This is a genomic window from Pullulanibacillus sp. KACC 23026, assembly GCF_029094525.1.
In the GTDB taxonomy this organism is placed as follows: domain Bacteria; phylum Bacillota; class Bacilli; order Bacillales; family Sporolactobacillaceae; genus KACC-23026.
In genome coordinates, this window is sequence record NZ_CP119107.1 from 3,515,462 (window position 1) to 3,529,739 (window position 14,278).

The window sequence follows — 14,278 nt, forward strand, 5'->3', positions numbered from 1 at the left end:
CTGCAAAACGTGTTTGAAGAAAAAACAGGCGTGTTTGCAACCATTTCTGACATCTAAATGACTGCGATAATCATTACGATAAAGATAATCGTTAGATAATTCAATGAATACACGAACATCCATTTCGACCATTTCATGATGTCTTTTATAAAAAAGCCAGCGATCCCTAACCCTATCCAGCCGGCACCTAACAGACCTGCGACCACTAGATAGAAAGGACCAAGTTGATATAAAAAGAGAGAAACCGGTAAAAGAACAACGACATAGACAATCATTTGCCTTTTGGTAAATTCAAAGCCTGCAACCACAGGCAGCATCGGGATCCCGGCTTTCCGATACTCTTCGACTCTTTTCATGGCAAGCGCAAGAAAATGAGGCGGTTGCCACAAAAACATGACAAGGAATAAAACCCAAGGGATTGTCCCATGAAGACCAGGATCAAAAGCTGCCCAGCCGATCAAGGGCGGCATAGCACCGGATATGCCTCCTATAACTGTATTAATAGAATGAGTCCGTTTTAGCCACCATGTGTATACGAAAATATAAACAAATAGACCAATCAATCCGATGATAGCTGCCATATAATTGACAAATAGTAATGCAAGAAGACCAATAGCAGAAAAAATAATACCAACCCAAAGGACTTGATGGCTGGATAATTGCCCTGTCGCGGACGGTCTTTCCTTTGTTCGCTCCATTAATTGATCTATATCTCTGTCAATATAGTTATTCAGGGCACATCCCCCGGCTATGACTAAAGCTGAACCCGCCATTACCGCAAGTACCTTCCAAATGTTATCGTAAAAAGATTGATTGGTGTATTTTAAGGCCAGCCACAACCCGGCAAATGTCGTGATTAAGTTCGATATCACTATTCCGGATTTAATGATACCGATCACATCTCCAAACGTTCCAGACGTTTGGACTGCGCTTGGAGAACGGCTTTCCATGACAGAAGACGAATCAAGAGAAGTGAGTGGTTTCGTCATGTCGCTTCACATCCTTTCTATGTTCTGCTAGGACTTTTATGAAAGAACCTTGAATATTTTATTTATTTAAAGATTCAGGTATTTGGAGAGATAAAGAATTATTCGGGTGTGTCTTCTCACCGTTAATCGTTTTGACATAAAACTGTCCATTTAAGTTCACAATTCAAACGAGAGCGACATTAAAAGTATGTTACATTTAGGATGTTGCTAAGTGTTCATATCTGTTTCTAATTATATACGAAGAGAAATTGTTTGTATACTTTGTGACAAATTGACATAAAATCGACAAATTTATGTAAATCGCCTTGAATAATATTACCATTCACTTCATAATGAATAGTGTTTTTGAATAGATCTGGAGGTATCCTTATGTTAAAATGGCTTCGTTTTTTGGGCGTTGCAACATCTATTATTATGCTCATTGTAATCATAATGGGAGCCCTTGTTACCAACACGGGCTCCGCTCAAGGGTGCGGGCATCACTGGCCTCTTTGTTATGGACAAGTTGTTCCTGATTTAAACAGCGACCATACTTGGATTGAGTTCAGCCATCGGGCCGTAACAGGCATTGCCGGGATTCTAATTGTTATTTTAGCCGTATGGTCATGGATTCTTTATTCAAAAGTAAGCTGGGTAAAGTTCCTTTGCATTGGCACGATCTTTTTTGTTGTCCTGCAAGCCGTTTTAGGTGGACTAGCTGTCATTTGGCCGCAATCCTCATTTATACTCGCCCTTCACTTTGGGATCTCACTCATTTCGTTTGCAACCGTCCTGTTATTAACGCTGATAATATACGAGCAAAGCAAATGGAAGGCCGTTATCGCACCACCGTTATCTAAAGGCTTCCGCGTCAATCTTGTATTATGTTTTATTTATCTGTATATCGTTATTTATTCCGGAGCCTTTGTCCGGCACACCGATTCAAGTTTAGGCTGCCTGGATTTCCCATTATGTAATGGACAGCTCATCCCCCCTCTGCTCAGTCGGGCCGGCTTCCAATATACACACCGACTTCTAGCTGGAGTCCTTGTTATTTGGTTAATTATTAATTTTATTCATGCGTTTCGTTATTATCGCAATTCCGGTTGGGTTTATTGGCTAACGCTTCTAAGCATTTTGATTACCTTATGTCAGGCCGCATCGGGTGTCATGGTCATCTTTACCCGGATGCAGTTAAGCTTCCTTCTGCTTCATTCGTTCTTTGTCACCTTGCTATTTGGTGCCCTTTCTTTCTTACTCATGTTTGCCATCAGAAAAACAAAGGCACTTTAATTTTAGGAGCTTGCGTTCAGTTCATCTGGCGCAAGCTTTTCTTTTTCACCGACCCTGTGACTCCCTTCTTCCCAAGTATAGACTTAACCCATAAGTTTTTTTGACACTGTGTTTATGTTTAAACGTTTAACAAATATGGGTGATTGTCGATCGATATGGAAATTCTGACGCTTGCCGTGGACGAACGCCCGAGCCTCCTCACTTGTTTTTGGAGTTGCGGGGTCTCTGCTGCCCGTAATTCCACAGCCGTCTCAAAATCTCCTCTCGACATTTAATTTTAGTTGATCAATTATAAAGCATTCTATTAATGTGGGAGTTCCTTAAAATCGTTTGGAATTGTTTTCTATTGTTGTTTGGAACCTATAATAATAGGGGGAGTTTCTAGAGCAGCGCTTACTCAGATAGTAATCTTGATTAGTTCGGATTTTCTTGATAGTAAGCCTAAAAATCCTCAGCGCCGCTTACTCTAGAAGCGTAAACTAGAGTCCTGCGGGAATGCACGTGTCCGAAGATCCACTTGGGAAAACAATTAATCAATTCCCAAGAAAGCTTGAGGCCGTGCCCGCGGAAAGCGAGGTTATTTTCGCACTAAAAAGCTGTGTTTTAATTGTGAGTTATCCACAAGTCCAGATTATAAAGATTCCTGGCAAGAAGAAAACTTGGCGTATCACCAACGTATTAGAAAAAGCAGACTCCCTGACGAAAGGGAATCTGCCTTTTTGATTGATGAAATTCGATTTTTTCAAAACCTATTTTAAATGGCAGCATTTTTTTAAGGGACTCACGCCTCAATTTGCGTCTGGAGCCTTCTTAATCTCCTGTGCGAACAACTTACGCCGCTTCTTGTTCAGCCTGTTTCAATTTTTTATTCGTAAAGGCAGAGACATTAATTAATATGCCTATCATAAATAACGTCATGATAAGAGAAGATCCCCCATAGCTCACTAATGGCAATGTGACACCTGTTACAGGTAGTAGACCCGTAGCAGCACCTAGATTAACGATCGTTTGAACACCGACAAAACTTGCTATACCTATTGCAAGCAGACTGCCAAAGACGTCCTGGCAGCGAATCCCAACCAAAATGCCTCTAATGACGATGTAAGCGAGGCAAAGCATAACAAAGGTGACTCCAAACGTCCCTAATTCCTCCGCGATAATCGCGATTATAAAATCGGTATGAGGTTCAGGTAAAAAGCCTGCCTTCTCTATGCTATTACCTAAGCCCTTACCGGTTAAACCACCCGAAGCAATGGCTACATAAGAATTAATTAATTGCCAGCCCTCTGCATTTGCGATCGTAAAAGGATGGTAGGCAGCGGCAAATCGCTTTAATTGATAGCCCTTTAACATGAAGTGAAAGAGAAAGGCAATTGTTCCGCCACCCAATCCAAATAAGAAAACAATATGCTTTAAGCGCATCCCCGAACAAATAACAAGGACGGCTGATATTCCGGCGACAATCATGGCTGATCCTAAGTCAGGCTGCTGTTCAATGAGAATGAAAAATATGGCAACCGTGACAAGAGGAGGCAAGACCCCGCTTTTAAAATCTGAAATGAAGGCTTGCTTATTCGAAAAAACAGAAGCCAAATAAATAATGACAGAGAGCTTGGCAATCTCAGCTGGTTGAATGTTGAAGCCCCCAATGGAAAACCAGGACGTTGCCCCGTTTGAGCTCTTTCCGATCAACATGACCAGAACGAGCAAGGCCAAGGTCAATATCGTAATCCATTTGGTAAATGCTTTAAAAAGCTTATAAGGCACAATCATTCCAAACGTTCCAGCTATAAGAGCGAGAACACACCAAATCAATTGCTTTTTTAAGATTGAGACACTTGATCCATGCAGGACCATCACTGACCATATTGAGCTGGCACTATAGACCATTACAAGCCCAAATGCTAATAAGAGAAGTGTAACAACTATTAAAGAGTAATCATAATAACGAAACAACTCTTTTATCTTTGAACCCATGCTGCTCATCCTAACTAACGTATTTCTATAATAAATCGTTTCACTTCAAGTGACATGAATGAACCATACACGCGCCACAAGTAGCCACTTCACGTGTGGCAGACATAAACTTATTAATTGATTAAAACAAAAGAGGGACTTAAGGACACAGCATGCCTGTCCATTTGGTCCGACCAAACTGACTGGGAATAAACAAATTTGATTTTGTTGTGTTCTTTAAGAGTTTAATAGTCTACCTAATAAATTCGCTATTGGTTTCTTAAATCCTTTAAAAATAAGGAGTTTAAGTCCTGGAAATCCTTGCTAAAACGTAAAATGGATTTAAGTAACTCTATTAAAAAAACTCAAACCCACTTGTTTTCAAAACCAAGGTAGTTTGAGTTTTCCTCACTCCTGACCTGTTATCGCTTCGTACAGGCTTGAGAGCTGCTGTTCAAGTTTTCCAAGAATTGCTTTTCCATCTTTTGCATCAACTAGGCCTAGACGAACGGCAAAATCGATCTCTCTTGATAGCCCAAACATTTGTGTATCTAAAACTTCCTCGTATAGAGGACACTGTGGCATGGTTAGATTCTCCATCTGAACTTCTATTAATTTTAGGATCTTATGCGCATCTGCTTCAAGCAACGCATAGGCCTGATCTCGATGCCGTGTTTCGGTATCGATCGACAATAGGATCCCCTCCATTACTCTTGCTTTAACTTTCATATTAAAGGGAAAAAAGGGAAAAAGCAAGTTATAATTCCTATTCCAATGGATGTCCCCCAAGAGACCGTTTCTTAAAAGATATTAAATTATATGCTGCCTTATGTGACAAATGAAAGACTAGCTTTTATACTTAAGAGAGGCACCTTCAATTAAAGAAGGCGGGACCGACATCCTTTAATAGAAATGAGGCGTTTTTTTGTCCACCATTGTACCCATTACTGGCCGCGTCCAGTTTCAAATTGTTTTAGATCCCAGCAGTTGGATTTTTGATCACCGAAAGATTGAATTGAATGATTACTTAACCGAAACCATCACCATTCAAGATGTACTAGGACATAATCGAGATGAACGAGCAGGTGCTGCCATGCCCCGGATGATCGAGACAGGCGTTAAATACGAAAAGGATAAATGGTTAACCGACTCATTTGTCATACCTATTGCTCCTTTTCTAAGCAATGCTGAACCGTTAGAGGATGCGAGTCTCGTCCATTTATTAAGTGAAGACGGGGAGGAAATAACTACACTCCCCATTACAGTCTTCAAGGAAGGCGTCTTTTGTTTTTCAAAAAATGGGAAGATCTTAAAAGAAGAAGGGCCGCTCCAATTTTACAATTTAGACGATTATCACGATGAACCTATTGGAGGCATTTCTAAAATTGTTCTTGCCTAAGCTTCAAGAATAGCCGGCCCGACCTTTATAAGTAGGACCGGCTATTTTTTATACGTTAAGGGCGACCTTGAACCGGTTACAAAACATCCGCAGCGATTTGCGCAAGTTTTGACCGTTCGCCCTTCTGAAGCTTAACATGTCCACTGACATCTTGATCTTTCATCTTTTCCACAACATAAGTCAGTCCATTATTGTATTGGTCAAGATAGGGGTGATCGACTTGTTCTGGATCCCCCATTAAAATAATCTTAGTGCCTTCCCCTACTCTTGTTAAGATTGTTTTGACCTCGTGCTTCGTTAAATTCTGAGCTTCGTCTATAATGATAAATTGCTCGGGGATGCTTCTTCCTCTTATATATGTAATCGCCTCAGTTTCAATAGAGCTAATACCCGCTAATATATCCTCGATCTCTCCTTTTCTCTTGGTGTTAAAAAGGAATTCCAAATTATCATAAACAGGCTGCAGCCACGGTCTCAGCTTCTCTGCTTTCTCACCTGGCAGATAGCCAATATCCTTGCCGACTGGCATAATGGATCTGGCAATCAAAAGTTTTTTATAGAGATGCAAATCCTCCGTTTGCAGAAGCCCTGAAGCAAGCGCCAACAAGGTCTTGCCGGTCCCTGCTTTCCCAATTAATGTAACGAGGTGAACGTCCGGCCGTTGTAAAAGTTCAAGCGCCATCACTTGCTGGGCGTTCCGGCCTTTTATCCCCCAGACCGTTTCATTCCCATAATAACAACTCGTTAACAGCTTTCCTGATGCATCAATAATTCCGATCGCAGAGGATTTCATATTCAATCCCTTTAAAATAAAGAACTCATAAGGATAGGTCGGTTCTTTTGTAATCTCAGAAACTGGAATTTTCTTATCGCGATAGAATTGGTTGATCAAATGATCGGATACGTAGAACTCGCGATAGCCATTGTAGATATCATCATCCTTTATGACTCGATCATTCAAGAAGTCCTCAGTTTCAATCCCAAGGGCATCCGCCTTGACTCTTACTAGGACATCTTTACTGACTAAGATCACTTGTTTCGGGATCTCTTTTTGTTGTTCTTCGATTTGTAAATTTAACGCGACAGCAATAATCCTGTTGTCATTCGTTCTATCTATAAAGCTTTCTTTTACTGATTCAAATGAGCGATGATTAAGTTCTACACGAATAGAACCTCCGTTTTCAAGCGGCACCCCTTGATGAAGCCTTCCTTTTTCTCTAAGCTGGTCAATGAGTCGAGAGACCGTTCTTGCATGCCGCCCAATCTCATCCATATTTCGCTTTTTGGAATCAATCTCTTCCAAAACAATGGCTGGAATAATCACTTCATGTTCCTCGAAAGCGAACAATGCAAAAGGATCTTGTAAGAGTACATTTGTGTCTAGGACGTAAATTTTAGTCAAAGTGTCGCCTCCTGTGTCATTAGCCTGTTGATTCAAGGCCCTATTCATTTTTTAATTTGCATTAGCAGGGTCAATCAAGAAAAATTAAGGTCGTTGTCTTGTGAGGACGAACTTAAATTTTCAAGATGGATGACTTTTTTTATCACCTCAACACTGAATTAGAGTTAGTTGTGAAAGAAATACAGCTGTGTCACTCAATGAATTTCCGTTTAGTAAAAATGTATGTACAATTGAACAAAGATAGACGAATGAGAAAAAAATGATGACTAATTAACTGATTAAAATAGGCTAGTACCGCTCAAAATGGCGGACTTGAGTCAAGAATAAAGAGACGTTGATCATTGGGTCATGGTATAATGTCACTTGAGGTGAATGAGATGAAGATCACATGTATCTTATGCCAAGAAACACAAGAAATTGATGACCAAAATCCCGTTGCCAAACGATTAAGGAATCGTCCCATTCACACATACATGTGTCCAAACTGCCATGAACGAATAACAGACAGAACCATAAAACGCTGGGAAACAGGGAAATTTCGCGTCCATCATAAAGAAGTCCAGAAAAATGACCAATGGTGAGCCTACTACTTGAACTAACATCATGAAATTTCATCCTCGGGTTGATCTACATGCTGGCTTGCGTATAACTTCCATCTTTCTATCGTAGGTTATACGCACCAGCAAGTTGCACATTCCAATTCAAATCTGTTCTTACTAACCTATTTTCTGCTGGCTTGCACAATTCCAATCAGTTTTTACGAAGCAAAAAAAAGCCATTACAGGTCCAGATGGACACGTAATGGCTTTTTTTAGTTGTTACATTTTTAATTGGTCGTCTCTTCTCTTCGATTGGTACAGTCGCAGTTTATAGATAATAAGCACGACTGCTGCAATCGTCAAAGCCCCGACAATCGGTAATTGAAGGGCTAAGATCGTCATAATAATGCAACCAAACAAGAGCAGCACATAAATAATTAAGGATTTCAAAGGAGGAAGCTTTCGGGCAAACCCTAGTTTGTAGACCACAATAGACAAAGCAACAATCGTCAGATACAAAATAATAATCATGTGATCAGAAGACCATTTGTGATCGAGCAGAAATTGCGGATAGCTCGAAAAGTGAAATTGACTGCTATCAGTGTTTGACACAGCTTCTTCCCCCTATCTTCTCCTTATTAGAACTTTGAACTAGCTAACTTACGCTTCTTCTCTTCCCGCTCACGTTCGTTTTTATTTAAAACTTTCTTTCTCAAACGAATGTTTTCCGGAGTCATTTCGCAATATTCGTCATCATCCAAATAAGCTAATGCATCCTCAAGAGACAGGATTCTTGGCGTTTTAAGCGTGACCGTTTGATCTTTTGTTGCGGATCGCACGTTCGTCATTTGCTTGGCTTTTGTCACATTAACCGTCAAATCATTCTCACGGGTATGCTCACCAACGATCATTCCCTCATAAACTTGAGCGCCCGGCTCAACGAACATCGTTCCACGGTCTTCAAGCTGACCAAGTGAATAAGCCGTTACTTGCCCAGTATCCATGGAAACGAGGACACCTTGACGACGGCCACCGATAGCCTCACGAATAAATGGACGATAGTGGTCAAAGGAATGATTTAAAACTCCATAACCGCGTGTCTCACTTAAGAAATCACGACGATAGCCGATAAGGCCGCGAGATGGTGCCATAAAAGTTAATTTGAAATGACCGTCTTCTTGCTGTTCCATGTTCTGCAGCTCCGCTTTGCGGCGGCCAAGTGATTCAATGACAGACCCAGAATAATCTTCAGGTACGTCGATCATAACCTGCTCCCATGGCTCAGATAAAACACCATCAATTTCTCTTTCAATAACCTTAGGCTTCGACACTTGAAGCTCATAACCCTCTCGGCGCATGTTCTCAATTAAAATAGACAAGTGAAGTTCCCCGCGTCCAGAAACGATCCAAGCATCAGGAGATTCTGTTTGCTCAACAATTAAGCTCACATCGCGTTCGACTTCTGCCATCAAGCGTTCATACAGCTTACGGCTAGTGATATATTGGCCCTCTTTACCAGCAAATGGACTATTATTGACTAAGAACGTCATTTGCATGGTTGGTTCTTCAATGGTTAAGAGAGGAAGTGGATCAATTTTGCCCGCTTCATTGATTGTTTCACCGATATTGATATCCTCAACACCCGTAATCGCGATTAGATCTCCAGCTTTGGCCTCTTGAATTTCCGATCTTTTAAGGCCAAAGAAGCCGAATAGCTTCGTTACACGGAACCCTTTTTGTGTACCATCGGCCTTCACAAGCACCGCCTGCTGACCCACTTCGATTTTTCCTCGGTAAATACGGCCGATCCCAATACGTCCTACATAATCATTATAATCAAGCATCGTCACCTGGAATTGAAGGGACTCATCGGAGTTATCAATCGGTCCTGGTACGTGCTCAAGAATCATGTCAAAAACAATGGACATATCATGCGTGACATCATCAGGTGTCTTTCCTGCTACACCGTTGATTGCCGATGCATAGACAACTGGAAACTCAAGCTGGTCATCATCAGCACCAAGATCAATAAAGAGTTCAAGCACTTCGTCTATAACTTCTTCTGGTCGAGCCATAGGCTTGTCGATTTTATTTACAACAACGATTGGCTTTAATTTAGCTTCAAGCGCTTTTTTCAATACAAAGCGTGTTTGTGGCATAACCCCTTCATACGCGTCGACGAGAAGCAAGACCCCATCCACCATGCGCATGATCCGTTCAACCTCACCGCTGAAGTCAGCGTGTCCAGGAGTATCCACAATATTAATACGGTGGTCTTTATATGAAAGGCTTGTGTTCTTAGCTAAAATCGTAATTCCGCGTTCACGTTCAAGATCATTGGAATCCATTGCCCGTTCATGAACATGCTCATTTTGACGGAATGTACCAGATTGCTTTAATAATTCATCCACAAGCGTTGTTTTTCCGTGGTCAACGTGTGCAATGATCGCAATATTTCTTAAATCATTTCGTGTATTTGACATTCAATACGCTCCTCAGTTTCATAGGTCCGCTTAGCTTATGCGGTGCAAACTCTATTATTATAACATATCCGTAAAATAATGTCCCTCTTTCTTTTCTGTGAAAATAATCACTGGGTTTAATCCACACTTGAATTGGCTATCCTATATCTAACTTAATTTTGACAATAGGAAAGCAGAGCTACCTAAATTTTAGGTTTCTCGAATAACTTTCTTATTAATTGTCTATAATGCTAATTTGCTGTGGACTCGTGATAGGGTTCTTTGTTCTGAAGCATGTGATAGACAATGGTAAGCATTCGGTGTCCGATGGCAACGAGTGCTTTTTTCTTTCCTCTTCTTGCAGCTAGCGACCAATACTTAATGGACAACCTTTTATTTCGACTTCTTGAAACAGCCCACGCAGCTTCACATAAAGCAGATTTAATATGAGGATTCCCTTTGACTGTCTTTGTACTCTTTCGTTTTCCCGCACTTTCATGATTACCAGGAGATAAACCTGCCCATGAGGCAAGGTGTTTGGAAGTAGGGAATTGTCCCATATCCACTCCTATTTCAGCGATGATAATGGCTGCGGTCTCTTTTTTAATACCGGGCATGGTCATAAGCAATTGCACTTCTTCTTGATAGTCCTTCAAAATGTCATCCATTCTCTTTTCGATAGCCGATATTAACTCTTCAAGGTAAATAATATGCATCCAAGATTGTTTAATAAGAAAGAGTTGATGTTCGTTTAATGTTCCAAACAGTGAATCGGCTATCATTTGCTTTTTATGTGCCATTTTCCCATGAATCTTTTGACCAACTTCTTCTTGATCAATGTACCCATTATCCATAAGTTGTTCTAAAAGCTTTCTTCCTGAAACGCCAAATACATCTGAAATAACGGTAGCTAGTTTAATATTCGAAGCCTCTAGAACCTTTTGAATCCGATTTTTTTCTGACGTCATCTGACCCACCCACTTTTTGCGAAGACGAGTCAAGTCACGAAGATTTCGAAAATCCTCGGGAGGCACAAAACTTTTTTCAATTAAACCATGTCTTAATAATTTGGCGATCCACTCTGCATCTGACACATCCGTCTTTCTACCAGGAACATTTTTAATCCTTTGGGCATTCGCCAACGTAATATCGAAGAAATCCTCTAAGATGTTATAAACCGGCTTCCAATAAATGCCTGTACTTTCCATCGCTATATGGGTGACTTCTTTTTCCTCTAACCACTTTAGAAGACGAAAGAGATCTTTGGTTAAAGTAGGGAAAGTTTCCGTTTCCTTCACTAGATCTGTTTCTGATTCTCCCATTAAGACACATGCCACAATCGTTTCTGAATGAACATCCAAGCCTGCGCAACGTTTGTACAACGTTTCCACTTCAAACCACCTTCATGTTTTTATTCCACAAACAGTGGAATGAATTTGAAGTTAGACATTTTTCTGTTCGTAGTCATCTCTTAGTAAGACAAATAGAGAGCTAACAATGGGTTGTTCACCAAATTCATTCCAACAGTTTTTTATACAGGGTAGAACCACCATTAAAGAGCACGTTATATACTCACTGTCTGTGGTATCTACATTATGGGGTGGGTACTCTATTTTCATTCCTGGGTTGAGAGCGAAAGATCATGGATGTTTTTTATATAATATAGGCTAGACTATATTATAGAGGTTCATGCATGGAATGTTTACTCATTTTATATTGAAGAATTGTGTTTTTTTGCTATTATTATTTATTAGTTATATCCTGTATGTAGGAGGTTGTTTTTTATGAATGCCGTTTTCTTTTTGCTTGCTGTCTTAACAGTTGGGAGCTTAGTGATGATCGGCTACGCCATTGTGGCGAGCAGCTTGCTTGGAGTCATCCTGTCGATTCTGGGTGTTCTTGTATTTATGGGGCTTGGGTTTACCTTAAAGCGCCGCGTACAAACGAATTGAATGCCAAAAGCCCTGGGATATTCCCAAGGCTTTTTTTATAGCCTCGCAAACTTTTTTGTTTTTTACTGAAGCGAAAATAGCCCCCGGCTTTATTTGACTTTATTCATACTGTTCGACGAATTTACCGCTTTCTATTTCTTGCTGGATATGGTTGGAGACCGTTTGATGAACCGATGGATTGCCAACTAATAATGAATTTTGCTTGAGCAAGTTAATCGGGGACCCATCAACACGGGTTGCCGCACCCCCTACTTCTTCCACCAAAATTAATCCAGCCCCAATATCCCAAGGGGCGAGACGCATCGACCAGTACAGATCCAGTGCTCCACACGCCACATAAGCCAGTTCAATAGCAGCCGAGCCATAAGAACGGGTTCCTCGGCATTGACGGGCGATGGGTCTCACAATATCCGGGTCAATCCGACGATTCTGATTAAGCCAAGTGGCATTAATGGAAATCACCGCTTCGTTCAAGGATGTTTCCGTAAGAGGAGGGAGCTTGCTATCGTTTTGAAAGGCACCGGAGCCCTTTACGCAATGATAAAGATCGCCATTCATTACATCTAAAATAAGACCAACTCGTCCAACACCATTTTCATAAACCCCAATTGATATCGAAAAGTGCCGTTTTTGATGAACAAAATTCATCGTCCCGTCTATCGGATCAATCATCCATATAATCCCTTTTAGTTCACTAAGCTTATCGCCATAGCCCTCTTCCGATATAATGTAATGCCCCGGAAAAGATTCGCGGATATGCTGAATGAAAAATTCTTCAATTTGCCGGTCCATATTCGTGACAAGGTCATCTGGGGAAGACTTGGTTTCCACTTGAAGAGTAGACTTCAAGGCTTCTTTTAGCTGTTCTCCGGCATCTAGGATCCATTCCTTTGCTCGGTCTCTGATTGCGTACCAATCGATTTGTTCACTCATGCCATGACCCCTTTATTTTAAATATCAACTATGCCATAAATGTATTAGAAAATTTTTCACACTAAAATAAAACGTGAATATCAATATATATGTATCATTGTCTATTATGACATATTTCCGACTAAATCTTGCCAAAAAATGCTCGGAACTTATTCCAAATAAAGGAGGGTAAACTTTATAGAAAGTCTACCCTCACTTAACATTGGCTATTTTGGTTAAAAGGTCCTGTTCGATTGTCATGCTTCTAATCGAATTAACTCTTGTCTAAAACGGGTCAAATTCTCCTTGCATGATTCAATGGTTTCTTGATCCGCATTGACCATTGCCTCATGAAGCCTTGCTAATTCGTAATCGATTTCCATGCGTAAGACGGGAATCCGTTTCTCAGCGTCCGTTCGCTTTAAGGTTTGGATGACTTGTTTCATGGTCACCGACACATCCTTTCTTTAAGGTATTCAAAACGGGCAATGGGCAACTCTACAAAGCCTGAGACAATTTCCTGCTGTTTAAAAATTCAGATATTATGTTATTTATATTATGAAGAGAAGTTATCCTATGCGACATTTTTAATGTTAAATGGGCTCCGTATCCGTTGCATTCCCAAATTAACTATGTTTGACTTTATACCCAAAGCCAATTGATTAGAAACCTGGACAAGACATGTGTTAAACTGACTAAAAAGCGAACTATCCGTCGAATTTAGATAAAGTAGGAGTTGTACGACATGACTTTTAATGGATTTTCAGAAGCGGACTTCGATGTGTTTTCCATTGAAGGACTTGACCCGCGGATGCTAGCCCTTCGCCATCACATTCAGCCCAAATTAGCGGAGCTCGGAGACTATTTTTCTCCTATTTTAACAGCCTTAACAGGTGATGAAATGTTCTATCATGTAGCCAAGCATGCCAGACGAACCGTTAATCCACCGAAGGATACTTGGGTAGCCTTTGCCGCAAACAAAAGGGGCTACAAAAAACATCCTCATTTTCAGATAGGACTTTGGCCTACCCACCTTTTTATCCGTTTAGCCGTTATCAATGAATGTCCTGATAAAAAAGCACTGGCGAAGGCTCTCAACACACATGGTCGGTCCATAATGGAGCACTTTCCAAAACAATTTGTATGGTCAGCGGATCACACCAAGCCTCATACAACGGAAGAACCCGCTCCGGATCTAATCGATCGTCTTGGGGAGATAAAAAAAGCAGAATTTCTGGTCGGCCTTGATGTAGACCGTGAAACCACTGTAAAGAGCGGTGCGGAGATTCTGAATGTGATTGAAAAAACATTTGGACAGCTCGCCCCTCTATACAATGAAATGCGCCGGAGAGTTAGGCCCCATTAATTAAGAAAGAGGCGTGCCTTTCGGGTATG

15 protein-coding genes are annotated in these 14,278 nt (G+C 40.8%); 6 read left to right on the forward strand and 9 right to left on the reverse strand.

The genetic code is table 11. From position 1 onward, the window contains the following. Positions 1-53: 53 nt before the first annotated feature. Entirely contained in the window at positions 54-989 is a 936-nt protein-coding gene (cyoE, locus tag PU629_RS16370) for a heme o synthase (RefSeq protein WP_481900449.1), read from the reverse strand. A 369-nt stretch (positions 990-1,358) separates the two neighbouring features. Between cyoE and PU629_RS16375 the strand changes: the two genes are divergently transcribed. Together PU629_RS16375 and PU629_RS16380 are read left to right on the forward strand one after the other, a co-directional pair. Beyond that, on the forward strand, positions 1,359-2,261 hold the full coding sequence (locus PU629_RS16375) for a COX15/CtaA family protein (RefSeq protein ID WP_275281122.1): 903 nt from the start codon (positions 1,359-1,361) through the stop codon (positions 2,259-2,261). 501 nt (positions 2,262-2,762) lie between these two features. Further along, on the forward strand, positions 2,763-2,984 hold the full coding sequence (locus PU629_RS16380) for a hypothetical protein (RefSeq protein WP_275281123.1): 222 nt from the start codon (positions 2,763-2,765) through the stop codon (positions 2,982-2,984). Between the two features lie 108 nt (positions 2,985-3,092). On the opposite strand, the gene PU629_RS16385 is transcribed toward PU629_RS16380, so the two are convergent. Further along, a complete protein-coding gene (locus PU629_RS16385) occupies positions 3,093-4,238 on the reverse strand; it encodes an FtsW/RodA/SpoVE family cell cycle protein (RefSeq protein WP_275281124.1) in 1,146 nt (381 codons plus the stop codon). Positions 4,239-4,625: 387 nt separating this feature from the next. Continuing rightward, positions 4,626-4,925, reverse strand: coding sequence for an Fpa/YlaN family protein (locus PU629_RS16390; RefSeq protein ID WP_275284468.1), 300 nt, complete (start codon positions 4,923-4,925; stop codon positions 4,626-4,628). 217 nt (positions 4,926-5,142) lie between these two features. Here PU629_RS16390 and PU629_RS16395 point away from each other — a divergent pair, with 217 nt between their 5' ends. Continuing rightward, complete coding sequence (locus PU629_RS16395; RefSeq protein WP_275281125.1) at positions 5,143-5,616, forward strand: immunoglobulin domain-containing protein; 474 nt, start codon at positions 5,143-5,145, stop codon at positions 5,614-5,616. Positions 5,617-5,692: 76 nt separating this feature from the next. On the opposite strand, the gene PU629_RS16400 is transcribed toward PU629_RS16395, so the two are convergent. After that, positions 5,693-7,018, reverse strand: a complete 1,326-nt coding sequence (locus PU629_RS16400; RefSeq protein ID WP_275281126.1) for a PhoH family protein — start codon at positions 7,016-7,018, stop codon at positions 5,693-5,695. Between the two features lie 377 nt (positions 7,019-7,395). On the opposite strand from PU629_RS16400, the gene PU629_RS16405 reads away from it, so the two are divergent. Beyond that, the gene (locus PU629_RS16405; protein WP_275284469.1) at positions 7,396-7,599 is read left to right on the forward strand and encodes a YlaI family protein; all 204 of its coding nucleotides are present in this window, start codon (positions 7,396-7,398) and stop codon (positions 7,597-7,599) included. Positions 7,600-7,836: 237 nt separating this feature from the next. On the opposite strand, the gene PU629_RS16410 is transcribed toward PU629_RS16405, so the two are convergent. The 3 genes from PU629_RS16410 to PU629_RS16420 form a co-directional block, all read right to left on the reverse strand. Next, entirely contained in the window at positions 7,837-8,169 is a 333-nt protein-coding gene (locus PU629_RS16410) for a YlaH-like family protein (RefSeq protein WP_275281127.1), read from the reverse strand. A gap of 26 nt (positions 8,170-8,195) precedes the next feature. Further along, complete coding sequence (gene typA / locus PU629_RS16415; RefSeq protein WP_275281128.1) at positions 8,196-10,040, reverse strand: translational GTPase TypA; 1,845 nt, start codon at positions 10,038-10,040, stop codon at positions 8,196-8,198. Between the two features lie 230 nt (positions 10,041-10,270). Next, positions 10,271-11,410 carry an IS110 family RNA-guided transposase gene (locus PU629_RS16420; RefSeq protein WP_275281129.1) on the reverse strand — a complete coding sequence of 380 codons (1,140 nt, stop codon included), beginning with the start codon at positions 11,408-11,410 and terminating at the stop codon, positions 10,271-10,273. Between the two features lie 393 nt (positions 11,411-11,803). Between PU629_RS16420 and PU629_RS16425 the strand changes: the two genes are divergently transcribed. Then, positions 11,804-11,971: a DUF5325 family protein gene (locus PU629_RS16425; protein ID WP_275281130.1), complete on the forward strand. Its 168-nt coding sequence runs from the start codon at positions 11,804-11,806 to the stop codon at positions 11,969-11,971. A 99-nt stretch (positions 11,972-12,070) separates the two neighbouring features. On the opposite strand, the gene PU629_RS16430 is transcribed toward PU629_RS16425, so the two are convergent. Both PU629_RS16430 and PU629_RS16435 read right to left on the reverse strand, forming a co-directional pair. Further along, positions 12,071-12,904 (reverse strand): inositol monophosphatase family protein, encoded by an 834-nt coding sequence (locus PU629_RS16430; protein WP_275281131.1) that lies wholly within the window; start codon positions 12,902-12,904, stop codon positions 12,071-12,073. A 236-nt stretch (positions 12,905-13,140) separates the two neighbouring features. Continuing rightward, the gene (locus PU629_RS16435; RefSeq protein ID WP_275284470.1) at positions 13,141-13,329 is read right to left on the reverse strand and encodes a hypothetical protein; all 189 of its coding nucleotides are present in this window, start codon (positions 13,327-13,329) and stop codon (positions 13,141-13,143) included. Between the two features lie 299 nt (positions 13,330-13,628). On the opposite strand from PU629_RS16435, the gene PU629_RS16440 reads away from it, so the two are divergent. Next, the gene (locus PU629_RS16440; protein ID WP_275281132.1) at positions 13,629-14,249 is read left to right on the forward strand and encodes a YktB family protein; all 621 of its coding nucleotides are present in this window, start codon (positions 13,629-13,631) and stop codon (positions 14,247-14,249) included. Positions 14,250-14,278 lie beyond the last annotated feature (29 nt).

What these genes read in the sequence shown, in the direction of transcription:
- PU629_RS16425 (WP_275281130.1), top strand. Translation starts at nt 11,804, where the DNA reads ATGAATGCCGTTTTCTTTTTGCTTGCTGTCTTAACAGTTGGGAGCTTA.
- PU629_RS16430 (WP_275281131.1), bottom strand. Translation starts at nt 12,904, where the DNA reads ATGAGTGAACAAATCGATTGGTACGCAATCAGAGACCGAGCAAAGGAA.
- PU629_RS16390 (WP_275284468.1), bottom strand. Translation starts at nt 4,925, where the DNA reads ATGGAGGGGATCCTATTGTCGATCGATACCGAAACACGGCATCGAGAT.
- cyoE (WP_481900449.1), bottom strand. Translation starts at nt 989, where the DNA reads ATGACGAAACCACTCACTTCTCTTGATTCGTCTTCTGTCATGGAAAGC.
- PU629_RS16405 (WP_275284469.1), top strand. Translation starts at nt 7,396, where the DNA reads ATGAAGATCACATGTATCTTATGCCAAGAAACACAAGAAATTGATGAC.
- PU629_RS16375 (WP_275281122.1), top strand. Translation starts at nt 1,359, where the DNA reads ATGTTAAAATGGCTTCGTTTTTTGGGCGTTGCAACATCTATTATTATG.
- PU629_RS16385 (WP_275281124.1), bottom strand. Translation starts at nt 4,238, where the DNA reads ATGGGTTCAAAGATAAAAGAGTTGTTTCGTTATTATGATTACTCTTTA.
- typA (WP_275281128.1), bottom strand. Translation starts at nt 10,040, where the DNA reads ATGTCAAATACACGAAATGATTTAAGAAATATTGCGATCATTGCACAC.
- PU629_RS16440 (WP_275281132.1), top strand. Translation starts at nt 13,629, where the DNA reads ATGACTTTTAATGGATTTTCAGAAGCGGACTTCGATGTGTTTTCCATT.
- PU629_RS16435 (WP_275284470.1), bottom strand. Translation starts at nt 13,329, where the DNA reads ATGAAACAAGTCATCCAAACCTTAAAGCGAACGGACGCTGAGAAACGG.